This window comes from Paucilactobacillus suebicus DSM 5007 = KCTC 3549, from assembly GCF_001434475.1.
In the GTDB taxonomy this organism is placed as follows: Bacteria; Bacillota; Bacilli; order Lactobacillales; family Lactobacillaceae; genus Paucilactobacillus; species Paucilactobacillus suebicus.
The window spans coordinates 57904-79974 of the sequence record NZ_AZGF01000009.1 but is presented as its reverse complement, the minus strand read 5'-3'; the positions used below and the strand labels follow the sequence as shown (position 1 = coordinate 79974).

General features: G+C 36.9%; 25 protein-coding genes and 1 riboswitch. Of the genes, 3 read left to right on the top strand and 22 right to left on the bottom strand.

Annotation, left to right across the window (positions count from 1 at the left end; translation table 11 throughout):
- Positions 1 to 374 precede the first annotated feature (374 nt).
- The gene (locus FD16_RS05585) at positions 375 to 1325 is read left to right on the top strand and encodes a zinc-binding dehydrogenase (RefSeq protein ID WP_010621848.1); all 951 of its coding nucleotides are present in this window, start codon (positions 375 to 377) and stop codon (positions 1323 to 1325) included.
- 104 nt (positions 1326 to 1429) lie between these two features.
- Positions 1430 to 2281, top strand: coding sequence for a GRP family sugar transporter (locus FD16_RS05580; RefSeq protein WP_010621847.1), 852 nt, complete (start codon positions 1430 to 1432; stop codon positions 2279 to 2281).
- 42 nt (positions 2282 to 2323) lie between these two features.
- Here the strand turns inward: FD16_RS05580 and FD16_RS05575 are convergent, their stop codons facing one another.
- From FD16_RS05575 to FD16_RS05500, 16 genes are all read right to left on the bottom strand, one after another.
- On the bottom strand, positions 2324 to 2536 hold the full coding sequence (locus tag FD16_RS05575; RefSeq protein WP_010621846.1) for a PLD nuclease N-terminal domain-containing protein: 213 nt from the start codon (positions 2534 to 2536) through the stop codon (positions 2324 to 2326).
- 74 nt (positions 2537 to 2610) lie between these two features.
- Positions 2611 to 2976 carry an ACT domain-containing protein gene (locus FD16_RS05570; protein ID WP_010621845.1) on the bottom strand — a complete coding sequence of 122 codons (366 nt, stop codon included), beginning with the start codon at positions 2974 to 2976 and terminating at the stop codon, positions 2611 to 2613.
- 51 nt (positions 2977 to 3027) lie between these two features.
- A riboswitch (guanidine-I (ykkC/yxkD leader) is annotated at positions 3028 to 3126 on the bottom strand.
- Positions 3127 to 3178: 52 nt separating this feature from the next.
- Positions 3179 to 3715 (bottom strand): isochorismatase family protein, encoded by a 537-nt coding sequence (locus tag FD16_RS05565; protein WP_010621844.1) that lies wholly within the window; start codon positions 3713 to 3715, stop codon positions 3179 to 3181.
- Between the two features lie 65 nt (positions 3716 to 3780).
- Positions 3781 to 4098, bottom strand: a complete 318-nt coding sequence (locus FD16_RS05560) for a carboxymuconolactone decarboxylase family protein (protein WP_010621843.1) — start codon at positions 4096 to 4098, stop codon at positions 3781 to 3783.
- A complete protein-coding gene (locus FD16_RS05555) occupies positions 4098 to 4520 on the bottom strand; it encodes a cupin domain-containing protein (protein WP_010621842.1) in 423 nt (140 codons plus the stop codon). The genes FD16_RS05560 and FD16_RS05555 overlap by 1 nt, the downstream gene beginning before the upstream one ends.
- A 15-nt stretch (positions 4521 to 4535) precedes the next feature.
- Positions 4536 to 5279, bottom strand: coding sequence for an SDR family oxidoreductase (locus FD16_RS05550; RefSeq protein WP_010621841.1), 744 nt, complete (start codon positions 5277 to 5279; stop codon positions 4536 to 4538).
- An 11-nt stretch (positions 5280 to 5290) separates the two neighbouring features.
- Positions 5291 to 5812, bottom strand: coding sequence for a flavodoxin (locus FD16_RS05545; RefSeq protein ID WP_010621840.1), 522 nt, complete (start codon positions 5810 to 5812; stop codon positions 5291 to 5293).
- 264 nt (positions 5813 to 6076) lie between these two features.
- Positions 6077 to 6982, bottom strand: a complete 906-nt coding sequence (locus tag FD16_RS05540; RefSeq protein ID WP_010621839.1) for a LysR family transcriptional regulator — start codon at positions 6980 to 6982, stop codon at positions 6077 to 6079.
- A 64-nt stretch (positions 6983 to 7046) separates the two neighbouring features.
- The gene (locus tag FD16_RS05535) at positions 7047 to 8327 is read right to left on the bottom strand and encodes an FAD-binding oxidoreductase (protein ID WP_010621838.1); all 1281 of its coding nucleotides are present in this window, start codon (positions 8325 to 8327) and stop codon (positions 7047 to 7049) included.
- On the bottom strand, positions 8320 to 9090 hold the full coding sequence (locus tag FD16_RS05530) for an FAD:protein FMN transferase (RefSeq protein WP_010621837.1): 771 nt from the start codon (positions 9088 to 9090) through the stop codon (positions 8320 to 8322). Before FD16_RS05530 ends, FD16_RS05535 begins: the two co-directional genes overlap by 8 nt.
- A complete protein-coding gene (locus FD16_RS05525; protein ID WP_010621836.1) occupies positions 9074 to 9538 on the bottom strand; it encodes an FMN-binding protein in 465 nt (154 codons plus the stop codon). The genes FD16_RS05530 and FD16_RS05525 overlap by 17 nt, the downstream gene beginning before the upstream one ends.
- Positions 9539 to 9571: 33 nt before the next feature.
- On the bottom strand, positions 9572 to 9823 hold the full coding sequence (locus FD16_RS05520; RefSeq protein WP_010621835.1) for a hypothetical protein: 252 nt from the start codon (positions 9821 to 9823) through the stop codon (positions 9572 to 9574).
- A 175-nt stretch (positions 9824 to 9998) separates the two neighbouring features.
- Positions 9999 to 11858 (bottom strand): asparagine synthase (glutamine-hydrolyzing), encoded by a 1860-nt coding sequence (gene asnB, locus FD16_RS05515; protein ID WP_010621834.1) that lies wholly within the window; start codon positions 11856 to 11858, stop codon positions 9999 to 10001.
- A gap of 227 nt (positions 11859 to 12085) precedes the next feature.
- A complete protein-coding gene (locus FD16_RS05510; RefSeq protein ID WP_010621833.1) occupies positions 12086 to 13201 on the bottom strand; it encodes an LCP family protein in 1116 nt (371 codons plus the stop codon).
- A 157-nt stretch (positions 13202 to 13358) separates the two neighbouring features.
- The gene (locus FD16_RS05505) at positions 13359 to 14753 is read right to left on the bottom strand and encodes a sensor histidine kinase (RefSeq protein WP_010621832.1); all 1395 of its coding nucleotides are present in this window, start codon (positions 14751 to 14753) and stop codon (positions 13359 to 13361) included.
- Entirely contained in the window at positions 14737 to 15429 is a 693-nt protein-coding gene (locus FD16_RS05500) for a response regulator transcription factor (RefSeq protein WP_010621831.1), read from the bottom strand. The genes FD16_RS05505 and FD16_RS05500 overlap by 17 nt, the downstream gene beginning before the upstream one ends.
- 239 nt (positions 15430 to 15668) lie before the next feature.
- Between FD16_RS05500 and FD16_RS05495 the strand changes: the two genes are divergently transcribed.
- Positions 15669 to 16202 carry a DUF7679 family protein gene (locus FD16_RS05495; protein ID WP_010621830.1) on the top strand — a complete coding sequence of 178 codons (534 nt, stop codon included), beginning with the start codon at positions 15669 to 15671 and terminating at the stop codon, positions 16200 to 16202.
- Positions 16203 to 16704: 502 nt separating this feature from the next.
- Here FD16_RS05495 and FD16_RS05490 read toward each other — a convergent pair.
- The 6 genes from FD16_RS05490 to dltC form a co-directional block, all read right to left on the bottom strand.
- Entirely contained in the window at positions 16705 to 17328 is a 624-nt protein-coding gene (locus tag FD16_RS05490; RefSeq protein WP_010621829.1) for a hypothetical protein, read from the bottom strand.
- A 30-nt stretch (positions 17329 to 17358) separates the two neighbouring features.
- Positions 17359 to 18216, bottom strand: a complete 858-nt coding sequence (locus FD16_RS05485) for an alpha/beta hydrolase (protein ID WP_010621828.1) — start codon at positions 18214 to 18216, stop codon at positions 17359 to 17361.
- Positions 18213 to 19214, bottom strand: a complete 1002-nt coding sequence (locus FD16_RS05480) for a PTS sugar transporter subunit IIC (protein ID WP_155804340.1) — start codon at positions 19212 to 19214, stop codon at positions 18213 to 18215. Before FD16_RS05480 ends, FD16_RS05485 begins: the two co-directional genes overlap by 4 nt.
- Positions 19215 to 19469: 255 nt before the next feature.
- On the bottom strand, positions 19470 to 20570 hold the full coding sequence (locus tag FD16_RS05475; protein WP_010621826.1) for a serine hydrolase domain-containing protein: 1101 nt from the start codon (positions 20568 to 20570) through the stop codon (positions 19470 to 19472).
- A 15-nt stretch (positions 20571 to 20585) separates the two neighbouring features.
- Entirely contained in the window at positions 20586 to 21839 is a 1254-nt protein-coding gene (gene dltD, locus FD16_RS05470; RefSeq protein WP_010621825.1) for a D-alanyl-lipoteichoic acid biosynthesis protein DltD, read from the bottom strand.
- Positions 21839 to 22069, bottom strand: coding sequence for a D-alanine--poly(phosphoribitol) ligase subunit DltC (gene dltC, locus FD16_RS05465; protein WP_010621824.1), 231 nt, complete (start codon positions 22067 to 22069; stop codon positions 21839 to 21841). The genes dltD and dltC overlap by 1 nt, the downstream gene beginning before the upstream one ends.
- Positions 22070 to 22071 lie beyond the last annotated feature (2 nt).

Sequence of the window (22071 nt, the reverse complement as noted above, 5' to 3'; positions counted from 1 at the left end):
TTTTATATCAGTACTTCTTGACGAAGAACCATTTTATGTTCAAAGTACAAAACAAGGCACACCAACATATTTGGGGATAACAGGTATACCTTGTTGAGCTTAAGCTCTCTGGGAGGCGGCTCGGGGACCGCTTAACAAAGGAGTACAGTATTCAAGGGCATTAATCTTGAATACATGGTTCATTTTAATTACATTCGAATAAGCTAACAACATGCTAACTCAGTTAATATTCTACAAAATTAGTGCAAAATTGAAACTAATGTGGAGTTATTTGTTTAACCATTGAAAAATATGGCTTTTTTATGTTTAATTATACTTATATAAGTAAACATTTCCGCAATAAATTCTAAAATTTTTTCATTTGGAGGTACACAGTGAAGGCTTTATATTTCAACCATTTTGGTGATTCAAATGTTCTAAAATATGGAAACATTGCCGACCCCATAATGGATGCAAATTCATTACTCATCCAAACAACGTTCATTGGTTTAAACTATGCAGATATATACCGAAGAAATGGCAACTATCACATTGAAAAACATAAACCATACATTAATGGATATGAAGGTATCGGCAATGTGGTTAAAATTGGTGAAAATATTAAAAATTACCATATCGGAGATCGAATTTTATTCGTTGATGTTCCCTTTTCAAATGCAGAACTAGTCGCTGTACCAGCCGAAAATGCAATTAATGTACCTAAATTCATTACGGATAAAATTGCTATTAGTTTGGGACTTCAAGGACTAACCGCTGATTTTTTAGCACACGATTTAGCTGCTAACCACATTGATGAACATGTTTTTATCCATGGACTTAGTGGTGGCGTAAGCCAGATATTAACTCAGCTTCTAGTTGCCGATGGAATTAAAGTCTCTGGAACTGTATCAACTGATAATAAGATCCAAATTGCACTTGATAACGGTGCTGAACATGTTTATAAAAGAGATGAAATTAGTAATGGTAAATTGTTCAATACTTTTGATACTGTCTACGATGGAGTTGGTAAAACACTGCCACAAAGTCTTGAGTTACTAAAGCACCGTGGTAAAGTTATTTTTTACGGTATGGCCGGTGGACTTCCCTCACCCATTGATCCCGTTAATTTAATGTCTGAATCTAAAAGTATTTTAACTGGCGATCTTTGGGATTACCTTACAGACCATAAAAGTCGACAATTAAGATTTAATCGACTACTCAAGTATATAAATCGTCATCAATTAAAAATTAATTCACCTGAAGTCATTCCTCTATCTAATGGACAAATTGCTCACGAGTTAATGAAGTCCGGTCATAGTGCAGGTAAAATCCTGCTACAGCCCTAACGTAAATAAATCTCAGATAGATAACTGGGTAAGATCTTTTGCAACCGGTTGCAACAATATGATAAGATAACACTCAGGAATTTTGATTAGAAAAGGAGAACCTTATGAATATTGTTTTAATGTTACTGCCAGCGCTTGCGTGGGGAATTTTACCACTTGTTGTTGCAAAAATTGGAGGAGCTCCTAGCCAACAGATTTTTGGGACTGCATTCGGTACCTTAATTGCGAGTGTTATTGTCTATATCATTTTACGTCCAACCACTGATCTTAAAAGTACCATTTTAGCAGCATTAGCTGGTGCGTTTTGGATCATTGGACAATTGGGACAATATACCGGCTACCAAAAGTTAGGCGTTTCTAAAACAATGCCCCTATCTACGGGCCTCCAACTAATCGGGACCGCATTGATTGGCGTAGTCATGTTTGGCGAGTGGAGCTCTTCAACTGCTAAGATATTCGGATTTTTAGGAATCATTATGCTAATTGTTGGCATCATTTTGACCTCAGCCCGAAGCACAAATACTGACAATAGTAATCAGTTTGGCACAATCATCATGTTGATTTTCACAACTGTTGGCTACTTAATATACAACGTTATTCCTAAAGAACTCAGTAGCTCCGGTTTAGCCATCTTTTTACCAGAATCAGTTGGTATGGTGCTAGCAGTTTTAGCATATGCAATTTTTACGCATAACACAGCAATTTTTAAAGACAAACTCAGTTGGAAAAATATTATCGGTGGTCTGGTATTCTCGTTTGCCGCTGTTACCTATATTCTTTCAGTTAAGCAAAACGGCGTTAACACTGCATTTATCGTAGGCCAAACATCGGTAGTCATTTCAACAATCGGTGGTCTAGTATTACTTAACGAACGAAAGACACGCAGAGAATTAATTTTAATGGTAATTGGGTTAATACTGATTGTTGGTGGTGCAGTCATCACCACAGTATTTTAACCAAAAAGGCAGTGATCAAAATTGATCACTGCCTTTTTTTACCTATTTTTCTCGTCCAAGTAAATAATATGCGATTGGTCCGAACGGCGGAACGACAAATACCATCATGATCCACAATGCTTTATTACCAACCTTAAAATCAGAACTCCTAATAACATCAATCAACGCGAATAATTGGATAAATGCGCCTACAGCAACTAACGGATAGGCCTTTTTCGGTACAGAGTGTGACGAATGACAATTATGTTTGTGCATGTGAATCATCCTCCTTTGTTATATACATTAAATATAACATTAATTAGAGGTTTTGACGCATTTAATGATAGCGCTTACTCTATTACATAACCGCTAGTTTTTAAAATTTTAGTTGCAGCACCCATTTTGTCATTTTTAAGTAAAACATAGTCAGTATTGTAGGTAGAAACTGCAAAAATACTAATGTCTTTATCAGCTAAAAGCGAAGCAATCTTAGCCAAAATACCAACCAAACTAAAATCCAAAACTCCTTCAATTTTAAATCCACTCCAACCGTCTTCGCGACTAATCGTCACGTCAGGCACATTTTTGGTTGGCCCAACAACTGAATTTTCATCTTCTGTGACACCAATAAAGACAGGTTTAGCGTTCAAGTTAATCGAATTTAAATTTTCCACCTGATAAACTGACAATGGTGCCGTTAACTGTACTAATTTCATAATTTCCTCCTTTTAACTGTAAAAAAAAACCTAGCAGACATTTAAGTAAATATCTCCTAGGCTTTTATCCGTCCGTGAACACATAATATTATGTGCATCATCTCTTGGACCTGACCCAGATAATCTGGCGGAACCCTAGATGATTAACTATGCAATATAGCATACCTTATTTATCGTTATTATGCAACATAAAGATTAAAGATTACTGAATACGTTTCAGAATTTCGGCAGTATTTTCAACATGCTTGAATGCTGACGCTGCTTTTTGATGAACACTTAACGATCTCGCTGCGCTGGCATCGGCAATTACTAACGTGGCCAAACCATTAGTTTCAGCCGTTTTAACCGTTTTGGTTACCGTATTATCAATTGTGCACCCAATAATGACCGTTTTTTTAATCTGTTGTCGTTTTAGCAGTGTCATTAGGTCTGTATTTTTAAACGCATCTGGTCTGGTTTTATCAAGTTTAAAGACATTTGCAGCTTGCCTGACGTTTACCAATGAAAATGCAAACCGGTCTCCTAAAGACGCTGGTAAAAATGCTGGTCTGGACGTCACAACAAATATTGGCCAGCCCTTTTTCATAAAGGCATCGGCAATTTCTTGATCTCGTGTGACAATCTGTTCATACGAGTCCGGAACTGCGCCTCTGAATATATACTTTGAAAGCCATCGTGATCCAGCTTGAACATCTAAAATAATTAGAGCGGTTATATCTTCACTTTTTAACTGAGTCATTAGTCTAATACTCCTCAAAATTATTGGAGTAATTATACCATTCGCTCAGTCAAACAACACGCTAATTAGTCAGCATAAATTTCCTTTGCTAAGTTAAATGCACTCCATGCCTTAGGCCAACCAGCATAAAATGATAGATGGGTAATCAGTTCCACCATTTCGTCCTTAGTGACACCGTTTTGTTTTGCAATCTTCATATGTGCCTCGAGTTGTGGCACACCTTGTGTTAAGAGACTTGAAACGGTAATTAAGCTTCGATCATGTGCTGACATTTTATCTTCACGTGACCAGACTTCACCAAATAATACGTCGTCATTTAATTCTGCAAATTTTGGTGCAAATTCGCCTAGATTATCGCGCCCTGCTGTTTGTTTTTTTGCCATTATTTTGCACCTTCTTCGGCTGCTTTATATTGTGCGTCACTCACTTCTTCCAGCCATTCTGGTGTACCCGCAGTAATAGCAATATGTGAGAACCAGCTATCTTTGGTTGCACCATGCCAGTGTTTAACTCCATCATGGGTTACCACAACATCGCCTGGGACTAGATGACGAGCTGGTTTTCCTTCTTCTTGATACAATCCCTCGCCACCAGTAACTAGCAAAATTTGGTATCCATCATGATGAATATGCCAATTATTACGACAACCAGGTTCAAACGTAACATTCCCGACACCTACATTGACAGCTGGATCGGCAACTAACCCCTGTAAATAACTTTGGCCCTTAAAATACTTAGCATACGCATCATTTTTAGGTCCTGCTGGAAAAATAATTCCTTGTTTAACTGCTTCATTCTTACTCATGTGTAATTCCTCCTATTAAGCTTGTTTTGTTGGATAAATAGTAAATTCGTTAACGTTCACTTCATCAGGTTGATCAATTGCAAAATTGACTACTCGAGCAATTGCAGACGGATCAATCCCAACTGCATCATACAATTGTTTCATTCCTTTTTCAGCATCTTTATCAGTAATTGTTGCCAATAATTCTGTATTGATAGCGGCAGGATATAAACTGGTAGTACGAATATTAGTTCCTTCTTGAGCACTTTCAGTCCTCAAAACTTCCATGATATTGCGAACTGCAAATTTGGTTGCACCGTACACCCCAGCTCCAGGAAAACTTTTAATTCCAGCAACAGAAGAGGTTGTGATAATTTGACCGTGCTTTTGTTCGGTAAAATCTGGCATGACAGCCGCAATGCCGTTCAAAACACCCTTTAAATTAATGTCAATCATCGCATTCCACTCATCAATATGCAGTGCGCTCATCGGTGAAGTAGGCATAATTCCTGCATTATTAAAAATCACATCGATGCCACCAAATTCTTCTTTAGCCTTATCAACTAATTTCTTCACGTCATCTGGTTTAGTAACGTCGGTCACAGCGTATGTGGCTTGTCCACCATTACTATTAATATGATCAACAATTTCACGTAAACGTGATTCACGACGAGCACCCAAGACAACCTTGGCACCGTTTTGTGCAATTAATTCTGCAGTAGCACGGCCGATACCTGATGACGCTCCTGTAATGATAACTACTTTATTCTTGATAGACATTGATCGTCCTCCTAATTATTTTTGACATAGTACTGTGTAAGCCAGTTAGCAAATGCAAACTGAGATTTACTGACACGGGATCCTCGGATGGGTAGGCCAATCTTGACATCGGCATTTGGGCAAAGTTGTTTAATCTGATTAACACTATTGCCCATACCCCCGCCTTCGTGCGTTGCAAACGGTAAAATGATCCTACCATCCGAATCATGATTAATTAAAAATGTTTTAACAGCACCTGGTAATTCACCGAGCCAATTTGGATATCCTAAAAACCATACTGAATCATTCAATAAATTAGCTGAAACTGGATGAATCGTAGGATTTATGTTTTGATCACGTTCCACCTTTGCACGCTGAACCGCCTCATCAAAATCAAATGGATACATTTCAACTGGCGAGATTTTGCCTAAATTAGCGCCACTGATTTCTGCCAAAGTATCTGCTGCAATTTTGGTGTTTCCTTCATTAATTTTTGCAGTAGATCCATTAATCAATGCATCTCCCTCATGTGAAAAATACCAAATGGTTGCCATCAAATCATCTCCTTACTCATTCCCTGTTTGCAAGATATATCATATGCCCGTTTGTGTTATGCGTCTAATGCTTAATTTATTTTTAATTATGCTTGGTAGGCATTATTGGTTTAAAAAAAGAAGTGTGGGAAAATTTATTTTCCCATACCTCTTTACTTTTTTTGATGAAACGTGATCGTGAAGGCAACTCCCTGACATATAAGGCCACAATTCCAATATTCCAAAGCCCAGGAATATTAGAATTGTGGCCTTATATTCTGGGAGCTATTCGCCTTCCGAATCACTCTGATTTTTAAACGCATCCCTAAAATACCCAATAAACTCACTAACTGCCGGTGTTAATACCCGTTCCTTTCGCCAGACTAACACGCAGTTTGTCTTGATTGCCGGTTCCAGTGGGAGAAATACCGTATCCCCTGGCTGTCGATGGCTAATTGCTCCCTCAACCATCAATGCTGCTCCGACCTGATGCGACACTAGCGGTAGAACGTTAAAACTCAAATTAGAGTTACCTACAACATTCAAATCATCAACTGACACACCCGACCACTCACTAATCATGGTTTGAATTTCCGGCCTAGCAGACAGCATGATCGCTGTTCCAGGAACATCTTCCTTGTGCATCACCTTCGATTTAGCAAAGTAAGAATCCTCTGATACTAGAAATCCCCATGTTTCAGTGCGCGGTAATCTTAGGTCTTCATACTTGTCAGTATTGATTGGTTCAAGTAAGATCGCTGCATCAATTAATCCCTTATCCAGTTGATCCGTAATGAGGTCACTGGTGCCACTAAAAATATTAAATGTCACCTGTGGATAATCACTAACAAAATCTTCTATAATCATCGCCAACGTGTCAGAATTATCCGCTTCAACACAGCCAATTGAAATATGCCCACTAAATAACTGATTTTTACGATCTTCAAATTCTTGCGTAGTTTGTTGAGTCAGTTGTAAAATTTCCTCCGCTCGACTCCTCAAGAATAATCCGGCTTGTGTTAATTCCAACTGATTTCTTTTCCGTTCAAATAATGGTGTACCTAATTCATCTTCCAAACCCTTGAGTTGCCGACTGAGAGTCGGCTGGGTAATATGGAGAACTTCGGCCGCCTTCGAAATATTTTGTTGTTCAGCAATTGTGTAAAAATATCTTAGTAATCGTAATTCCACGCTCATCAACTCCAACTGATTAGAACATCTTCTTTAGTATTTATAATACTCCGTCTAAATAATTCTACCAATTGAATTCTTCATAATAGTATTTGTGAGATGAAATATGGCGATCTGACAATGCATGAACCCAATTTTTGCCAAGAGCTCGCGGACCCGAAATCAAAAACGTTGATTGTTTGCTTATTTTCTCAGTTAACACCTCATTTGTTTTAAATCTGCCAGTTTGGACATTTACGGTTAAATTGTTTCGATCTTCAGCCCATTGATTTAATTGATCGATATAAACTTGATCATTTTGATTATGCACAGAATAGAACAAATCGATTTTTCTCTCAGGATGTCCCTCAATAATTGATAACATTGGAACGATGCCAGTTCCGCCAGTTACCAAAACCAAATCATCATGTTTATTGTCAGTAATAACTTCATTAAATCTGCCATAACCACCGTCAATTTGAATTAATTCACCAAGTTCTAATTGCTGAATTTTTTTAGTAAAATCTCCATCCCCACGAATTGCCAATTTGACCACGCCCGTTTTATCAATTCGGTTAACAACTGAAAATGGATGTAGTTCCTTTAGACCTCTTTGTTCGGGTATCTTAATAAAGACGAAATCACCCGGTTTCAAATGTCTGAATTGAAAGTATTTAACCTTAATATCAAACTCAAAAAAGTTGGGTTTCAGTTCTTGTTTAGCGATTAAATGTCCCACAGGTAAGAAACGAAAATCTTTAATTTTTTTGTACAAATAAGCCACAGTCACAAACGCAGTGTACAGATAAAATATTGCCATATAACTGTGAATACTTGTAATATAACTAATTAATTGAACGTGAATAAATACTAGCACCACAGCAATGATATTTAATCTATGAATCCAGACGGACAACTCATGTTTAAATATTTTTTCCAGCCATTTTTTTAACGCACCTAACAATTTGATTCTGTTTGTTAACCACCCAGCCATGAAGACAAGCGAATAAATCATAACGCCCAAAAACAAATCAAATGCCCAATTGCCTGTCATTCGGATTAGTCCGCCAGACGATAACTGAGTTTTATGAATAAATGCTAACCCGATTGCAAAAATACTTAAGACTCCATGGATAAAATACATATTTGGTAATCCAATCAGTCGATCAATCCATTTTGGTCGAGTACTCAAATAAATGGCAGTTAAAAACCAAACATATGCAATCGATCCTAGCTGAATTGCTAATGACTCAGAAGCATAAATACTGGGAAGTCCAAGTGCTAAAGCTTGAATCAGAGGTAATGGAATGACAAACAACACCACCAGCCATGCCAATCCAAATGTATACGGGAATTTTTTAAGCATAACTGAATTCCCCCTTTAACTCGATTAAATTTTGTCGATTATCAATCATTAACCCATTAATTCCTTGAATGACAGCGAATTTTTTAAATCTTAATTGTCCCATAGAAATCGCGGTAGTCGCGTAAACATCAGCATCCATAAGATTATTTGCAACAACCGTGGCCTGAACTAACGAATTATTTGTCTGCCTAATTATATGAGCGCCACGTTTGGAAACTCCTGAAGTAGCAATTGCTCCGTTTCTTAGTTGATAGTGCCAGCATAATTGCGTTACATTTGTTGGATTCTCGATACCAACGTCCCAAATGTAATCAGATTGAGAATTAACCGCCATTTGAATATCACCTGCGCCGTTAATTGCCGCAGCGACGATTTGATTGCTGTCGATTAAGGGCTGTAAAAATTGATGAAATGCCTCTTGAATCGCCCAACCCTTTACTATCCCGGTTGGATCATAATGATGATTAAAAAATGGATCAAACGCTCCTTGAGTTGTATCATATGCATCCATACTGTAAGCAAAAATAGCTTGAAATTGGGGAGTAAACGCTAGATTACTCAGTTCACCACGCTGATATTTGCAAACCAATGAATTCTTTTTAAATGGTGAAAAATCACGATCAACTTGATTCAAAAAGCCTTCAATTCTTTTTTTAACAGCTTCAAAACTTGAATATGAAAAATTAATGTCATCGTCAATGACAATTGAAACAGTAAACGGCATTTCCATTGATTCAATTGTTTTATTAATTATTTTTTCCATTCGTCTGATCCTCCGACTGGTTCAGTGCATTCTGGAGAGATCCTGTAAATCCTTTGTAGGTTTCGCTCGCTCCAGAAACCAGCTTGATATTTGCGCTTTGGCTTTTCAACGCCTCGGATTTATAGATTGGAATAACCCGACTATTAATCTGCTGATCTTTACCATTACTATTAGGGTATTTTAAGACATTGATTTGTGTAATTTTACCGGCACTAATCACGGCTTGCACCTGAACTTTACCACGTGGTGTTGTCACAGTTTTGCCTGTATACGTTCCATTTTGATAAGTTTTTTTAACACTGCTCGCAGACGTAGTGCTGACAGCTGTACTGGTTGAAGAAGTTGTAGTTTTAGCATTAATTCGATCCTTAACAAATAAAAAGAATACATCCAGAATAATTGCAATTGCGACTGCCAAGGATAGAACTGCTTGAATTATTTTCTTCATGTTTACACCTTCCTTCTACATTATTACTATTTGTTACGCCATTTCCGGTAATAACCAATCATTATCCAACAGTTGATGATATTTTTTGCCAATTGGAACCCATAACTTGGCTTTGAATACTCGGTAAATTGAATCCCAAAATAACGAATCATTAAATTCATTTGATGACAAATTAACCTTGATCATCTCGCCGTATTCACTTTGAGCAATCACAAATGGATAAAATACCTTTACAATTTGAGCATTAATAATATTCAGAATCTTTGCATCTTCATCTAGTAACATAATGAATCACTCCTTTATTTTGATGTGAATTCAGAATACCTGATTATTGAACATCAAAAAAGAGCAGTAAAATTGTAAAATTATGAGATTTTATCATATAAAATTCCGTTCATTTAAAATTATTTTTGACAAAAATAGACCGAGAAACTTAATTCTCGGCCCTTCTAATATTTTTCTATACTAAATCAGTATACTTATGTTCAATGTAAATTTGATGCCAAACCATAAATGTTAAAAGTGTCCACAGTTTACGCACCTTATTTTTTTTACCTTGACGATTTTCTTGCAATAACCTAACAGCGTAAGATTTATTAATATACTGGTCAACGTCAGATTCCTTAATGATTTTAAAAGCCCAATCATAAAGTTCATCTTGCAACCAATACCTAATGGGAACAGGAAATCCTAATTTACGACGATGTAATACATGTCCAGGAACAATCTCTTCAACAGCCTTCCGCAATACATATTTTGTAGTATGATGTGCAATTTTTAAATTGGTTGGGATACTACTAGCAACCCTAAATACTTCCTTATCAATAAACGGCGTCCGCAATTCCAAGCTTGCAGCCATCGAAGTTCGATCTGCATTTAAGAGCAAATCACCAATTAACCATGTATTCATATCAATATCTTCCATTCGTGTGATTGGATCTAAATTAACACTATTTTGATAAAGTTTTTTGGTGATATGTGTGTATGGTTTAGTTGGATCATATCGCTTTAAAAATCGTTTCTTTTCAGCTTCAGAAAATATCTTAGCATTACCAACATAACGCATTTCAATTGGTGTAGTACCGCGTTCAATAAAGCTACGTCCCTTTACGCCTTCAGGAATTAGCGTAGCCAGGCCATGAAGAACATGATTTAACATATTCGGTACAGATCTGAATACCTTCAGTGAATTTGGCTCATTATAGATATTATAACCACCGAAAATTTCATCAGCTCCTTCACCAGATAAAGCTACCTTACAGTGCTGACCGGCCATATGAGTCAAAAAATATTGAGCAACAGCCGCCGGATCAGCCAATGGATCATCCATTGAATAGACGAATTTATGAAAATCTTGGGCAAATCTAAGTGGCGTGATCGTTTCGCTAATGTTATCAACATCCAAACAAGCAGCGGTCTCCTTTGCCACATCAATCTCGCTATAACCTGGCCTTTCAAATCCAACGGAATACGTGTGTAAATTTGGATTCAATTGGTGAGCAAGAGCAACGATGATGGAAGAATCAATTCCACCAGATAAAAAGGCACCCACTGGTACATCAGAACGCATATGCTTTTGAACACTCTCAATTAAGCAATCACGAACTTCACCGGTTATTTTGTGTTCACTGTCGTTTCTACAAGGCTTAAATTGGGGATAAAAGTATCTTTTTATCTCCATTTTTTCGCCTGGATGCATTACAAAGTAATGGCCGGCCCGAAGTTTTTCAACAGATGGAGTCATTGTCCACGGGTCAGGAACATATTGAAAAGTCATATAATCCTGTAAAGCCTGATCATTAATTCTTTCGTCCTTTAAAAGATTTTGTAATGCCTTTTTTTCGGAAGCAAAATAAATATGTTCATTCTGTTTAGCATAGTGCAACGGCTTGATACCAAAATGATCACGAGCTCCAAATATCTCGCTTGATTCTGTATCCCAGATTACGAATGCAAACATTCCCCTTAAATAATTAACACATTTGACACCATATTTTTTATACATCGCCAAAATCACTTCTGTATCACTATCTGTAGTGAATGTTTCTCCTTCATTGACCAACTGATTTCTTAATTCAACGTGATTATAAATCTCTCCATTAAAAACAATCCAGTATCTTTGATTTTCAAGAGACATTGGCTGTGCCCCGTGAACTAAATCAACAATACTCAGCCGTCTAAAACCTGCCGTTATCCACTCGTTTTCAAAGTATCCCTCGTCATCTGGGCCACGATGTGTAATGATGCTATTCATGCTCTTAACATCTTGTAATCGACTCTGACGATCTCCATTTCCAATAACTCCAACAAAACCACACATAATTTATCCTCCCAGTAAAAGCACGACGGATCCCGTACCGCCTTTATTAAATTAATTCATCAATTAGTAAAACGTATTACCTACAAATAAAAGACTAACGGTTCAACGAAAATGCTGCCATCTACATTCAATGAAATCTTTCTGAGAGATTCTCAGAATAGTTCAAAAAAAGCGAAGTCTCTCATACAATAATGTACGAATAACTTCGTTTTTCTCGTTAAATTTTTTTAATTTGTTGGTGATGCTGAAGTATAGAGTAATTCTTCAAGTTCATCTGGAACAACAATTTTCTTTGAGTCTCCAGCTAGAATCGGTCCTGTTTTAGCATGTTTCAATTCCAACTCGCTACGCAGGTTGTTAGTAACCTTTTGCTTTTCGTGGTTTGAAAGGACTTCATAGTCCACACCATTATAATCAAAATTACTTTCCGCAATTGATGTCGCTTTAACGTGCTTACGCGCGCTGAAATACTCGGTAGCAATGCTGAGCATTACTTTGGTTGAAATATTAGTCCGAACGTTTGAAGAAATTGACTTCATAAATTTCTGATTCAATAACATTCTAGGATCTTTGGTATGCTTTAAAATTTGTTCAATTACTAATCTTTGCCTTTGTGTGCGTCCATAATCACTTCTTGGATCTTCATACCTCATTCGGGTGAATGCAAGAGCAGCAGCTCCATTCATCTTATGATAGGTTTTGAAATGAACGCCATCCTTAGCATACTTAAATGTTGTTTTACCCTTATAAAACTTATACAAGTTTTTCCCATATGAATGGGCGGTATCTGGACTGAATGTAAACGTCAACGGTGACTTAACTTTAATACCACCTAATTGATTAACAATTTTTTCAAGACCGCCCATGTTGACAAGAGCGTAATAATCAATCGGCACATTTAAGTATTTGGATACCGTTGAAACGGTTTTGCTAACGTTAGTAAATGTGTAGACTGAATTAATTTTTTGTAAATCTGTCTCTTTTTCCATGCCAGGAATTGTCACAATCGTATCACGTGGTATCGATGTCAATTTAACGTTTTTCTTGCTGATGGTGATCAACATCATTGTATCAGTACGGCCATTATCAGTTCTTTTAAGGGCACCAGTATCAGTACCCAGCAATAAAATTGAAATCGGCTTACCTTCTTTAACCAACTTTGAAGTATCACGACCGTTAGTTTCTTTAATCTGCGAATATGACTGAGACATATTGTTATCAACAGATTTATAAACCGAATGTAAAAACCAAAAAACACCAACTAACATCAATACGATAATTGAGATAATTGTTATTTTAACGCGACTACGTTTTTTATTCCGATCAGAACGATTTTCATTCATTGTGGTGAACCTATACTTTCCCAATCATTTTGATTGTATTAACCGATTTTTACCTAAAACAAATAGCAGCGAATTAAGTAAAAAACTTACGAGGAACAGTGTAGTTTCTTATTTAATCTGCTGCTATACATGATTTCTGATAGTTTTCTTAAAAACTTTAAGGTTCAATAGAATCAAAAGTTAATATGAACTGACTGCCCTTGGGAAGGTTATCTTGAACACTTACTTTCCCATGATTAACCTCAACTAATTGCTTAACAATCGCCAACCCAATTCCATACCCAGAGATATCCTTGGAACGTGATTGATCCGCGCGATAGAACCGATCAAAGATTTTCTCCTTGTCTGCAGAATTAACACCAACCCCTTCATCAATTACTCTAATTTCAACATTACTAGCAACTTTTTTAGCATTAATTTTAATTCTTGAATCAATTTCAGAATATTTGCGAGCATTGTCAATCAAAGCCATTAAGATTTGCTGAAGATTACCGTGATTAGCCAAAAGCATTAAATTAGGTTCTAGGTTAGTGAATATTTCATGATCTTCATCGTTTCGATACATCTTGACAATATCATCCACCGTCTCGTTAACATCAATTGATACCCGATTGCTATTAACATTGCTTGACCGTGATAGCTCAAGTAAGCTAGTAACTAGTTGTTGCATTTGATGTGCTTCATTATCAATATACTCAACGGACTCTGGCACAATTTCCGGATGGTCCGCAGCATGTTTTTTTAGCAATTCAGTATGACCAAGAATGACTGCCAGTGGCGTGCGTAATTCGTGAGATGCATCTGAGGTAAATTGTCGGTTTTTCAAAATAGTCTCATTAAGAGACCCTAACAAATTATTAAACTCGTTGCCCAGCTCCTGTACTTCCTTAGGATTAGTCGGAACAGACAATGTCTCTTGATACGACTGATTAGAATTACTAAAAATATCATGGGTAGATTTTGTCAATTCAACCAACGGCTTATTTAGTCGCTTAGATAATTTGGAGATCAGCCAAATACCAGCAATTAAGCTAATCACTAGAATAATAATAATGACCTCAATGATGATAACGAACATTCGAACAACTCTGTTCAAACTCATCCACACTGTATACTGGATCGTGACAAGTTGACCATTTTTTGTAACAGTTTGAACTCCCTGTTGCCGATAGTACATACCAGCACCTTTTCGGTACTCCAAATTTTTGCCATTTGTGAGTGTCCTAAAATTCTTTTTTAATAATTGATTAGTCCCTTTCGTCGTGAACTGTTTAATAGTTTTACCATCACTTTGTTCTACGACTGATACAAATGTTGAGGTTGTATTGATATCGTAATTAGTCTCCCATGAATTCCACTGAATAGTACCGTTAGATACTGAATTTTTTAGTGACTGAATGACTTCCTGCCCATAACTACGCTTGTCATCGATTAAACGATAACCAACAACTGTGATTGTCGAAATACTCATCAGAAACGTAATCACTACAATCATCAGAGCATACACTTGTGTAATTTGTGAAGCACTAGTTCTACTACGCCTGCTTTTCATCCATATGCCTCATTGTATAGCCGATTCCCCTAACAGTATGGATGAGCTCCGTTTTCGAATCATCAATTTTTTCTCTTAGATGGCGTATGTAAACATCCAAAATATTAGTACCACCTTCATAGTTCGTCCCCCAAACCTCATCAAGTAGTTCATCTCTTGAAATTACCTGATCAGCATGTTTCATCAATACCAACAATAGCTTGTACTCACGTTGACTCAGTTGAATAAATTGATCATCTTTAAGAACTGAGTGAGCTTTGGTGTCCAACTTTAAATTGTTAATTTGATACATTGTAATTTCATTACCTGGCTGGCCTTTTCGTCGCAATACAACTCTGATTCTGGCCATAAGTTCTTCTATCTTAAATGGCTTAGTAATGTAGTCATCTGCACCATAATCCAAGCCGGCAACTTTATCACTAACATAGTCCCTGGCAGTCATCATAATAATTGGCACATCATCATTTTTACGGATTCGCCGTAACAGCTCCAATCCATCCATTTTTGGTAGCATCCAATCTAACAAGATTACATCGATCTGCGGGTTATCTTGATACATCTGCAGACCGGCAACACCATCGTAAGCAATTAAGACTTGATAGTTCTCAAATTGCAATTCTGTTTTCAGATACGAATCCATACCATGTTCATCTTCAATTACTAATACGGTAGCCATCGTATTTATCTCCTTCACACATCTATTTGTTTGCATTTTATCACGTTCAATCGAATAATTTATTGATCAAATAAGAACTTATATTAGATTTTATAAATCAGATTAATTTAGCGAAACATTTCATGAAACTCAAAATAAGAAAATAATTCGTGTAATTTCTTATTTTAATAAGCATAGTGGCCTGTTCTAGACTATAATGAACAGTAGATAATTCGAAAAATAAATTGGAGTGATTGATATTGAGTGAAACTAAAGAACACCGTTTCTATTACGCAATAATCAACCTGGCTGGCCAACAATCTGAGCAGGTATACAGTCTTAGTGGTGATTTATATACTGCATTAGACCTATCTACAGAACACGGAACAATTGATGCTTGGGAAAAGGAATTTAAAAATGCATTGATTGTGGTTCCTGCGTTCCAGTATTACCCTCATATGCCTGATCCTGTATTCAGACTTGCCAAAGTTAAAAAACTCGAAATTACCAATCAATCGCAACCATTTATAGAACACACACGAAGTCAGTTTCTATTGCCACCAAAGTGGACTGTCACTGATTCCAAGGCCGTCAAAGATGCATTGCACTACATCCGTCACGATTACACCACATTTTCTCAGCAGGCCATTCAATCAGATTTCTGCTACTGGCGTGATCAAGAAGGCCTAGACATCTCTAACATTAATAAGACGCCAATTTGGATTCTAAATAGACAGATTCAACGTCGAGCGTTTGCAGCATACAAAGAGAACTACCGGATAGTAAACCGTTAGTTCTCTTTTTCGCAAAAGAAAAAGCCATTTTTGGGAAGAAAATGGCTTTCATGCAGTATGAATATTGGTATATATAGAAATGGTTTGGAACATGGGAATGCGCGGGAGACTGTAATTTCCGCACGAAAGACAGTATAACGCTCATTAAATGAAAGCGCAACCATTTGTTAGATCTTGGATTTACTTAATGTGACTTATTGATTTGAAACGTGATAAAAAGAGCAGACACACAACATAATAGGGCCGCCACCCATCAATCACAAAACCGGTGATTTTTTGATTGACCTATTGATTTGAAACGTGATAAAAAGAGCAGACACACAACATAATAAGGCCGCCACTCATTTAATCACAAAACCGGTGATTTTTTGATTGACCTATTGATTTGAAACGTGATAAAAAGAGCAGACACACAACATAATAGGGCCACCACCCATCAATCACAAAACCGGTGATTAATGGGTGGTGGCCCTATTATGAAGGTGTCTTGGCGCTCTTTTTATCACTCTAACTTGAAGTAACTAACATACATCTGTTCCATGGCCTGAATCCAGCAATAACTTAGTAATAACGCTCCTATCACTCCTGATCCATTTGTGATGTGCAAATTTATTTCACTTAACGCAGTTATCACTAATACTAAAACGGATATAGATTTAAGAAAGACAATTCCCCTGGCTGAGGTGATTACGGAACGACAAGCAATGTTAATAAAATAGATTATCAAAGTCATTAAAAATACGTGAGTAGCTGGAAATCTTGTAATTGCGGACAAATCAGCCATATTTGAACCACTGATACCTAACTGAAACATGATCAACAACAACATTCCAGTAATACTGGTGATCAACATCCAACTAGCTAACAATCTTTTCTGCCTGGCGGATATGATTAAAAGCATGATAACTAAATATATTATAAAAAATATCCAGCTGCTAAATGTCATTGAAATTTTATTAATCATCAATAGGTATCGATTATCGAACAATTGTAACTGACGATAAATCAATCGATTAAACGTGGTAATCGCAGTAGAATCCATGGAATCCAACGATCCAAGCATGACAAATATTAATCCAGCAAAAATTGCTGATAATTTATGATTTTTCCGACTATCAATAACCATGGGATCCCTCCGTCAACCAGTAAAAAGAGCTTAATGAATACGAGGCAACATCTTATTTTGACGCTGAACATTGCTTGGAATATTTGCCTTCAGAATATACTGTTCAATCATGTGCACAATCTGTGGGTTTTGTGGCAAGGCCGAATGGAACGTGCCAGAACCTGTAACAACTACTTCTGTGTATCCGGCCACGCAATCCTGAAAAATATACTTACCGCTATCGACACTCATAAATGGAACAGTACCATCACCGCTATAGTTCTCAGTTCCGGCAATCGAATACACTTTCATTTTCTTGGGCAGATTTTTTCTGCCGGCAATTAAATCTTTCAACATTTGAGTCTTTTTTGTACTTCGTCTTTCTAGATTAAACGGCGAAGCTATCGTCATCAGACGATTAATTGTCACGTGTTTTGGTAAATACTTCTCTAAAAATAATGTTAAGATCACACCACCATTTGAATGACCAACGGCCGAAAAATGATTAAAATGATAAATTTTTTGAAGTTGATCAAATGCGATGCTGAACCAATCCGCTTGCTTTTTAATATTGGAGTAGCCATCATGATTGTTTTGAAAAGCAACAACAATAAATGGTGATGGATCGTCCTTATTTATCTTTCCCGTATATGTCAGATGACCATCACGACTGACTTTGACCTTCAAAACGCTATGCACATGACCATCCTTATTCAATTTACTGAACAATAAATTGAACCGATTCTGTCCTGCAGAACTACCAGGTACAAAAAATACCGGTGCTAATTCAGAAGGAAATTCATTTTTCAGATCTTTGACTTGCTTACGTTGCCAAGTTGCCCCAAAGAAGGTTAAAAATCCAACTGCAATTATACATACGCCCCATTTAGCAATTCGTTTTGTATTCACTTCGTCACCTCTAAATCAGACAATTCCTTTAAGCTCGCCTTAACGAATGGTAAATAAATCCAAATCGAAATCAGTAGATTAACTACGCCAACCACCAGTGCCAACCAATTACCATTTGTTCCCAAAAAGCCTTTTAGAAAACCAGGTGTTGTGACCGGAAAAGGATAAACACTCGTGGGCAACCAGCTCAATTTAACTAAAATGATTGGTATGACACAAGAAACAAAAGTGCTTAGGACCAATGGAATTACCAATATTGGATTTAAAATTATCGGTAATGTCAACGTTAATGGCGATGCTGTATTAAACAACGATGGCAAAAATGAATATCTAGATTGTTGCTTGATATAGCCATCTTTGCTAAGAACTAAACATAAAATCACAACTGCCATTAACATCCCCTCACCGCCAGTGGTTGCATACGTCTCAAAAATTGCATGCACATTAATTGGATAGGGGACACCCGTCAGATGATGGTGCATAAATACATAGCTTAGGTTCTGACGAATGGCGACATCGGTGGTCCCTGATGAGTTCAATGAGATAGGACTGGCAAACCCAAACGAAGTGAACAATCCACTCAAAGTAGCGCCTAGTAACAACCAGAGTGATTGATGATTTGGTATTAACTGTAGAAAAACGGCTAATAAGTTAGTCTGCGACCACATTGGCCAAATAATCGATAATGCCAAAGAAAAAATTGTAACTATTACAATCTCAACACTTAAAACCAGTTTCTGGTGTTGATTCCAATGATTCAGCAGCCAACTTGTTGCCCAACCAACACATATAGCAATCAAAATATAAGAGAAAAATTGTCCTTGTAAATTCATAAATTCAGGTAAGTCGCCATAATCAACCATTGAAATTACCGGTGCACTGAATAATATGATCGTAGTAGCAATGGCTGAAACGAGTCCAGAATAATACCCTTTTTGTTTACTCAAATGATCAGCAACAAGATATGCCAACATTAGGACAATCCAAGTATTTAACATGAAGCAAATTCCCGAAATGACAGAATTAATTAAATCATCAAATGGTATTAACTTTGCCAGATGAAATATCTCATTTATAAAACCGTGTTTATCAAAAACTGTTAAATTAACTACTGAAAACAATACTGCAACATCAATCAATGAACTAATTTGTCTCAGTGATGTATAAACAGCATGGGTAATTTTAGTGTTTATAAACCAACGATTAACCTTTATCAAGTTATCAATAATTTCATTCCACCACCTATACTGTCGTTAAAAGACCATCGGATTAATTTGATTTGCCAAATTTTTGATTTGCATATTTTTTATTTGGTAATTACTTAGCAAAATAACCGCACGTTGCCCATCGGGACTAATCCGTAATGTGCTTTCAAATCCATATCCAGCTCCATTAGAAGCATTCATGGCCTTTGAAATATAATACCCACCGCCATAAGTGCTTGTAGATCCAGGTTGAAATAGTCTATTAACATTTTCTTTTGAGATGATCTTTCCTTGCAAAATGGAGCTTGCCACCGTATATAAATCACGCGTGCTCATGAATAACTGACCAGTCCCGAGTTCATCGTGTTCAAAAGCCAAATTATTACCTGCCGGACTATTATAGGTATTCATCGAAGTATGTTCCTTTTGTGTATTATAACCGGCCGCACTTTGTTTATTTTTTGGTAATTGATATGCAAAAGCTGTGTGTTTCAAACGTAACGGCTTAATAATTTCGTTATTAACCAATTTACGGTAACTATGACCAGAAACTTTCTCTAAAATTCCAGCCATTAAATTATAGTTAACTGGTTGATAATTCCATTTGCCGTGCATCGAAGAAGTGAACTTTGCCCGATAAATATCACTCTTAATAATTTGAGCATCTGTCTTCAAAGTGGTGGGCCCGACAGGCCCGTTCATTGATAATCCAGAAGTCATATCCAGCATTTGGCGAATCGTAATTGAGTTAGATCCCTGTACGTCAGGATAAAACTTGCTTAAATGATCGGTCAATTTAATCTTGTGATCTTGAACTTCTTTCATAATTAGTGTTGCAGTAACCATTTTCTGAATAGAATCAATCTCATACATCGTACTTGCACGATTGCTAGTTTTTTTACTGTTATTAGCATAACCACCCGCGTACGATGCAATCACTTTGCCGTTGCGAAATACTGTCGCAGTGCCAGAAAAGTTATTAGGTACAAGAACACTTCTCATTAATTTTTGCCTTTTTTTGGACAAGTGTGGTTTGCTGGATGCAAAGCTAATTGATTTATTTTCATGATTAGTTTCTGCCATAAATCCAGTTAAACAAACCGCTACTGTAAGAGCAAGTAAGCTCCACTTAATTAAGTTAACCTTCATTCACTGTCATCCCGTTTAATATTTTGTACTCATCTGCCATTTCTTACTGAAGAAGCGATTATCAATATGATAATGGTATGGAGCCTGTTTCTTAGTTAAGAACGGATCAACACTGTCATCTACCTTTAACCAACCGTTCCACCCAAGGTGAATTGTATCTTCCATGAAGTACTTTTTCCCACCATCGTTAGTTAGATCGGCAATATGGTAGAATCCTTGCTGATGCAATTGATAGACAATTTTGCGATCTGTTTTTTCATACATTTTTTGTGATAACCCGGTATATTTAGCCCATTTTTGGTTAACTGGCGGAATCACAAATAAAACATTTATATGGTAACGATTGAATTGATTAAGCATTAATTCAAGGTCGGAATATTCAGGTGACTTTGTGTAATTAAAGCTAGCTTCAGCACCCTTCAAATTTTTAACTGTTCGACCGCGCAATCGTAAATTGTAAAACGAATTTTTGATATTAAACCGATTGTTATCTGTATCTTTAGCAGCTAATCGACTAGATATTTGATACAACTTGCTCTTGTTATATTTATCCGGCAGTTGTTTTTGATCATTCTTAATCATATCTAAGCGGTGACCGGATACAAATCTTGAAAATAGACCATCTTCATTGCCCAGCAGCTTTTCTTCCATCCCCAAGTAAAATCTTTGCGATTTTGTAATTGGCTTGCCTGCAGCAATATTAGTTACAGCACTCTTCATCACAGCGCTGCTGCTAGCAGAAGGCATCGTTAACAGCCTCTTAGCAGCGTAACGGTTAGCTACTGTGTTGTTTGCATGAATGACCCAATCAATCGTCTCAAGTGGTGAATAGTAGTAGTCAAAAGCTTCCGGCATTTGCCCCTGCTTAGTAAACCATTGTGGCGAAACTACGAAGACAAGTTTACGGTTACGTAACTCGCTCATCATCCCCTGCATTGCAAAAAAGTGAACAATTGACTGTGTTCCAGGCTTTCCAAGTAAGAATGGTTTGTACCCACGGTGATATTTCATAGCCAGAGACGACGGATGCATAGGATCCATCCGTGCCAGTTCCGATGAACCAATAAATGGTACATATCCGTGACGAATGGCTTGCGACTTAATCTTGTTCCCCTTAAAAATGTTATTTGAAAGTGAAACGGCCGCACGCTGTTCAGTTTTTGAACTGACGTTGCCGAACCCTTGAGGAAAGAACAGAACCGCCAACACTAACACAAACGCTGCAATGACAGGGCCTAAAATTTTCCATAAACCCTTTTTTAAATTCATTACATTGATTCCACCTTGTTAATAATTTTGTTTGGTGTGTCCCATTCCTGACGATCAAATTCTGAAATTGGAACGTCAATTCCTAATTCATCCTGGAGATTAAGTAGTAATTCCACTGTTGCCATTGAATCAATCAAACCAGTTTCAAATAAATTTTCATCCATTTTGTCACTCAAATCTGTACCAGTGATATCCTTTAAAACGTTCATAACAGTTTCTTTTGCGTCCATAG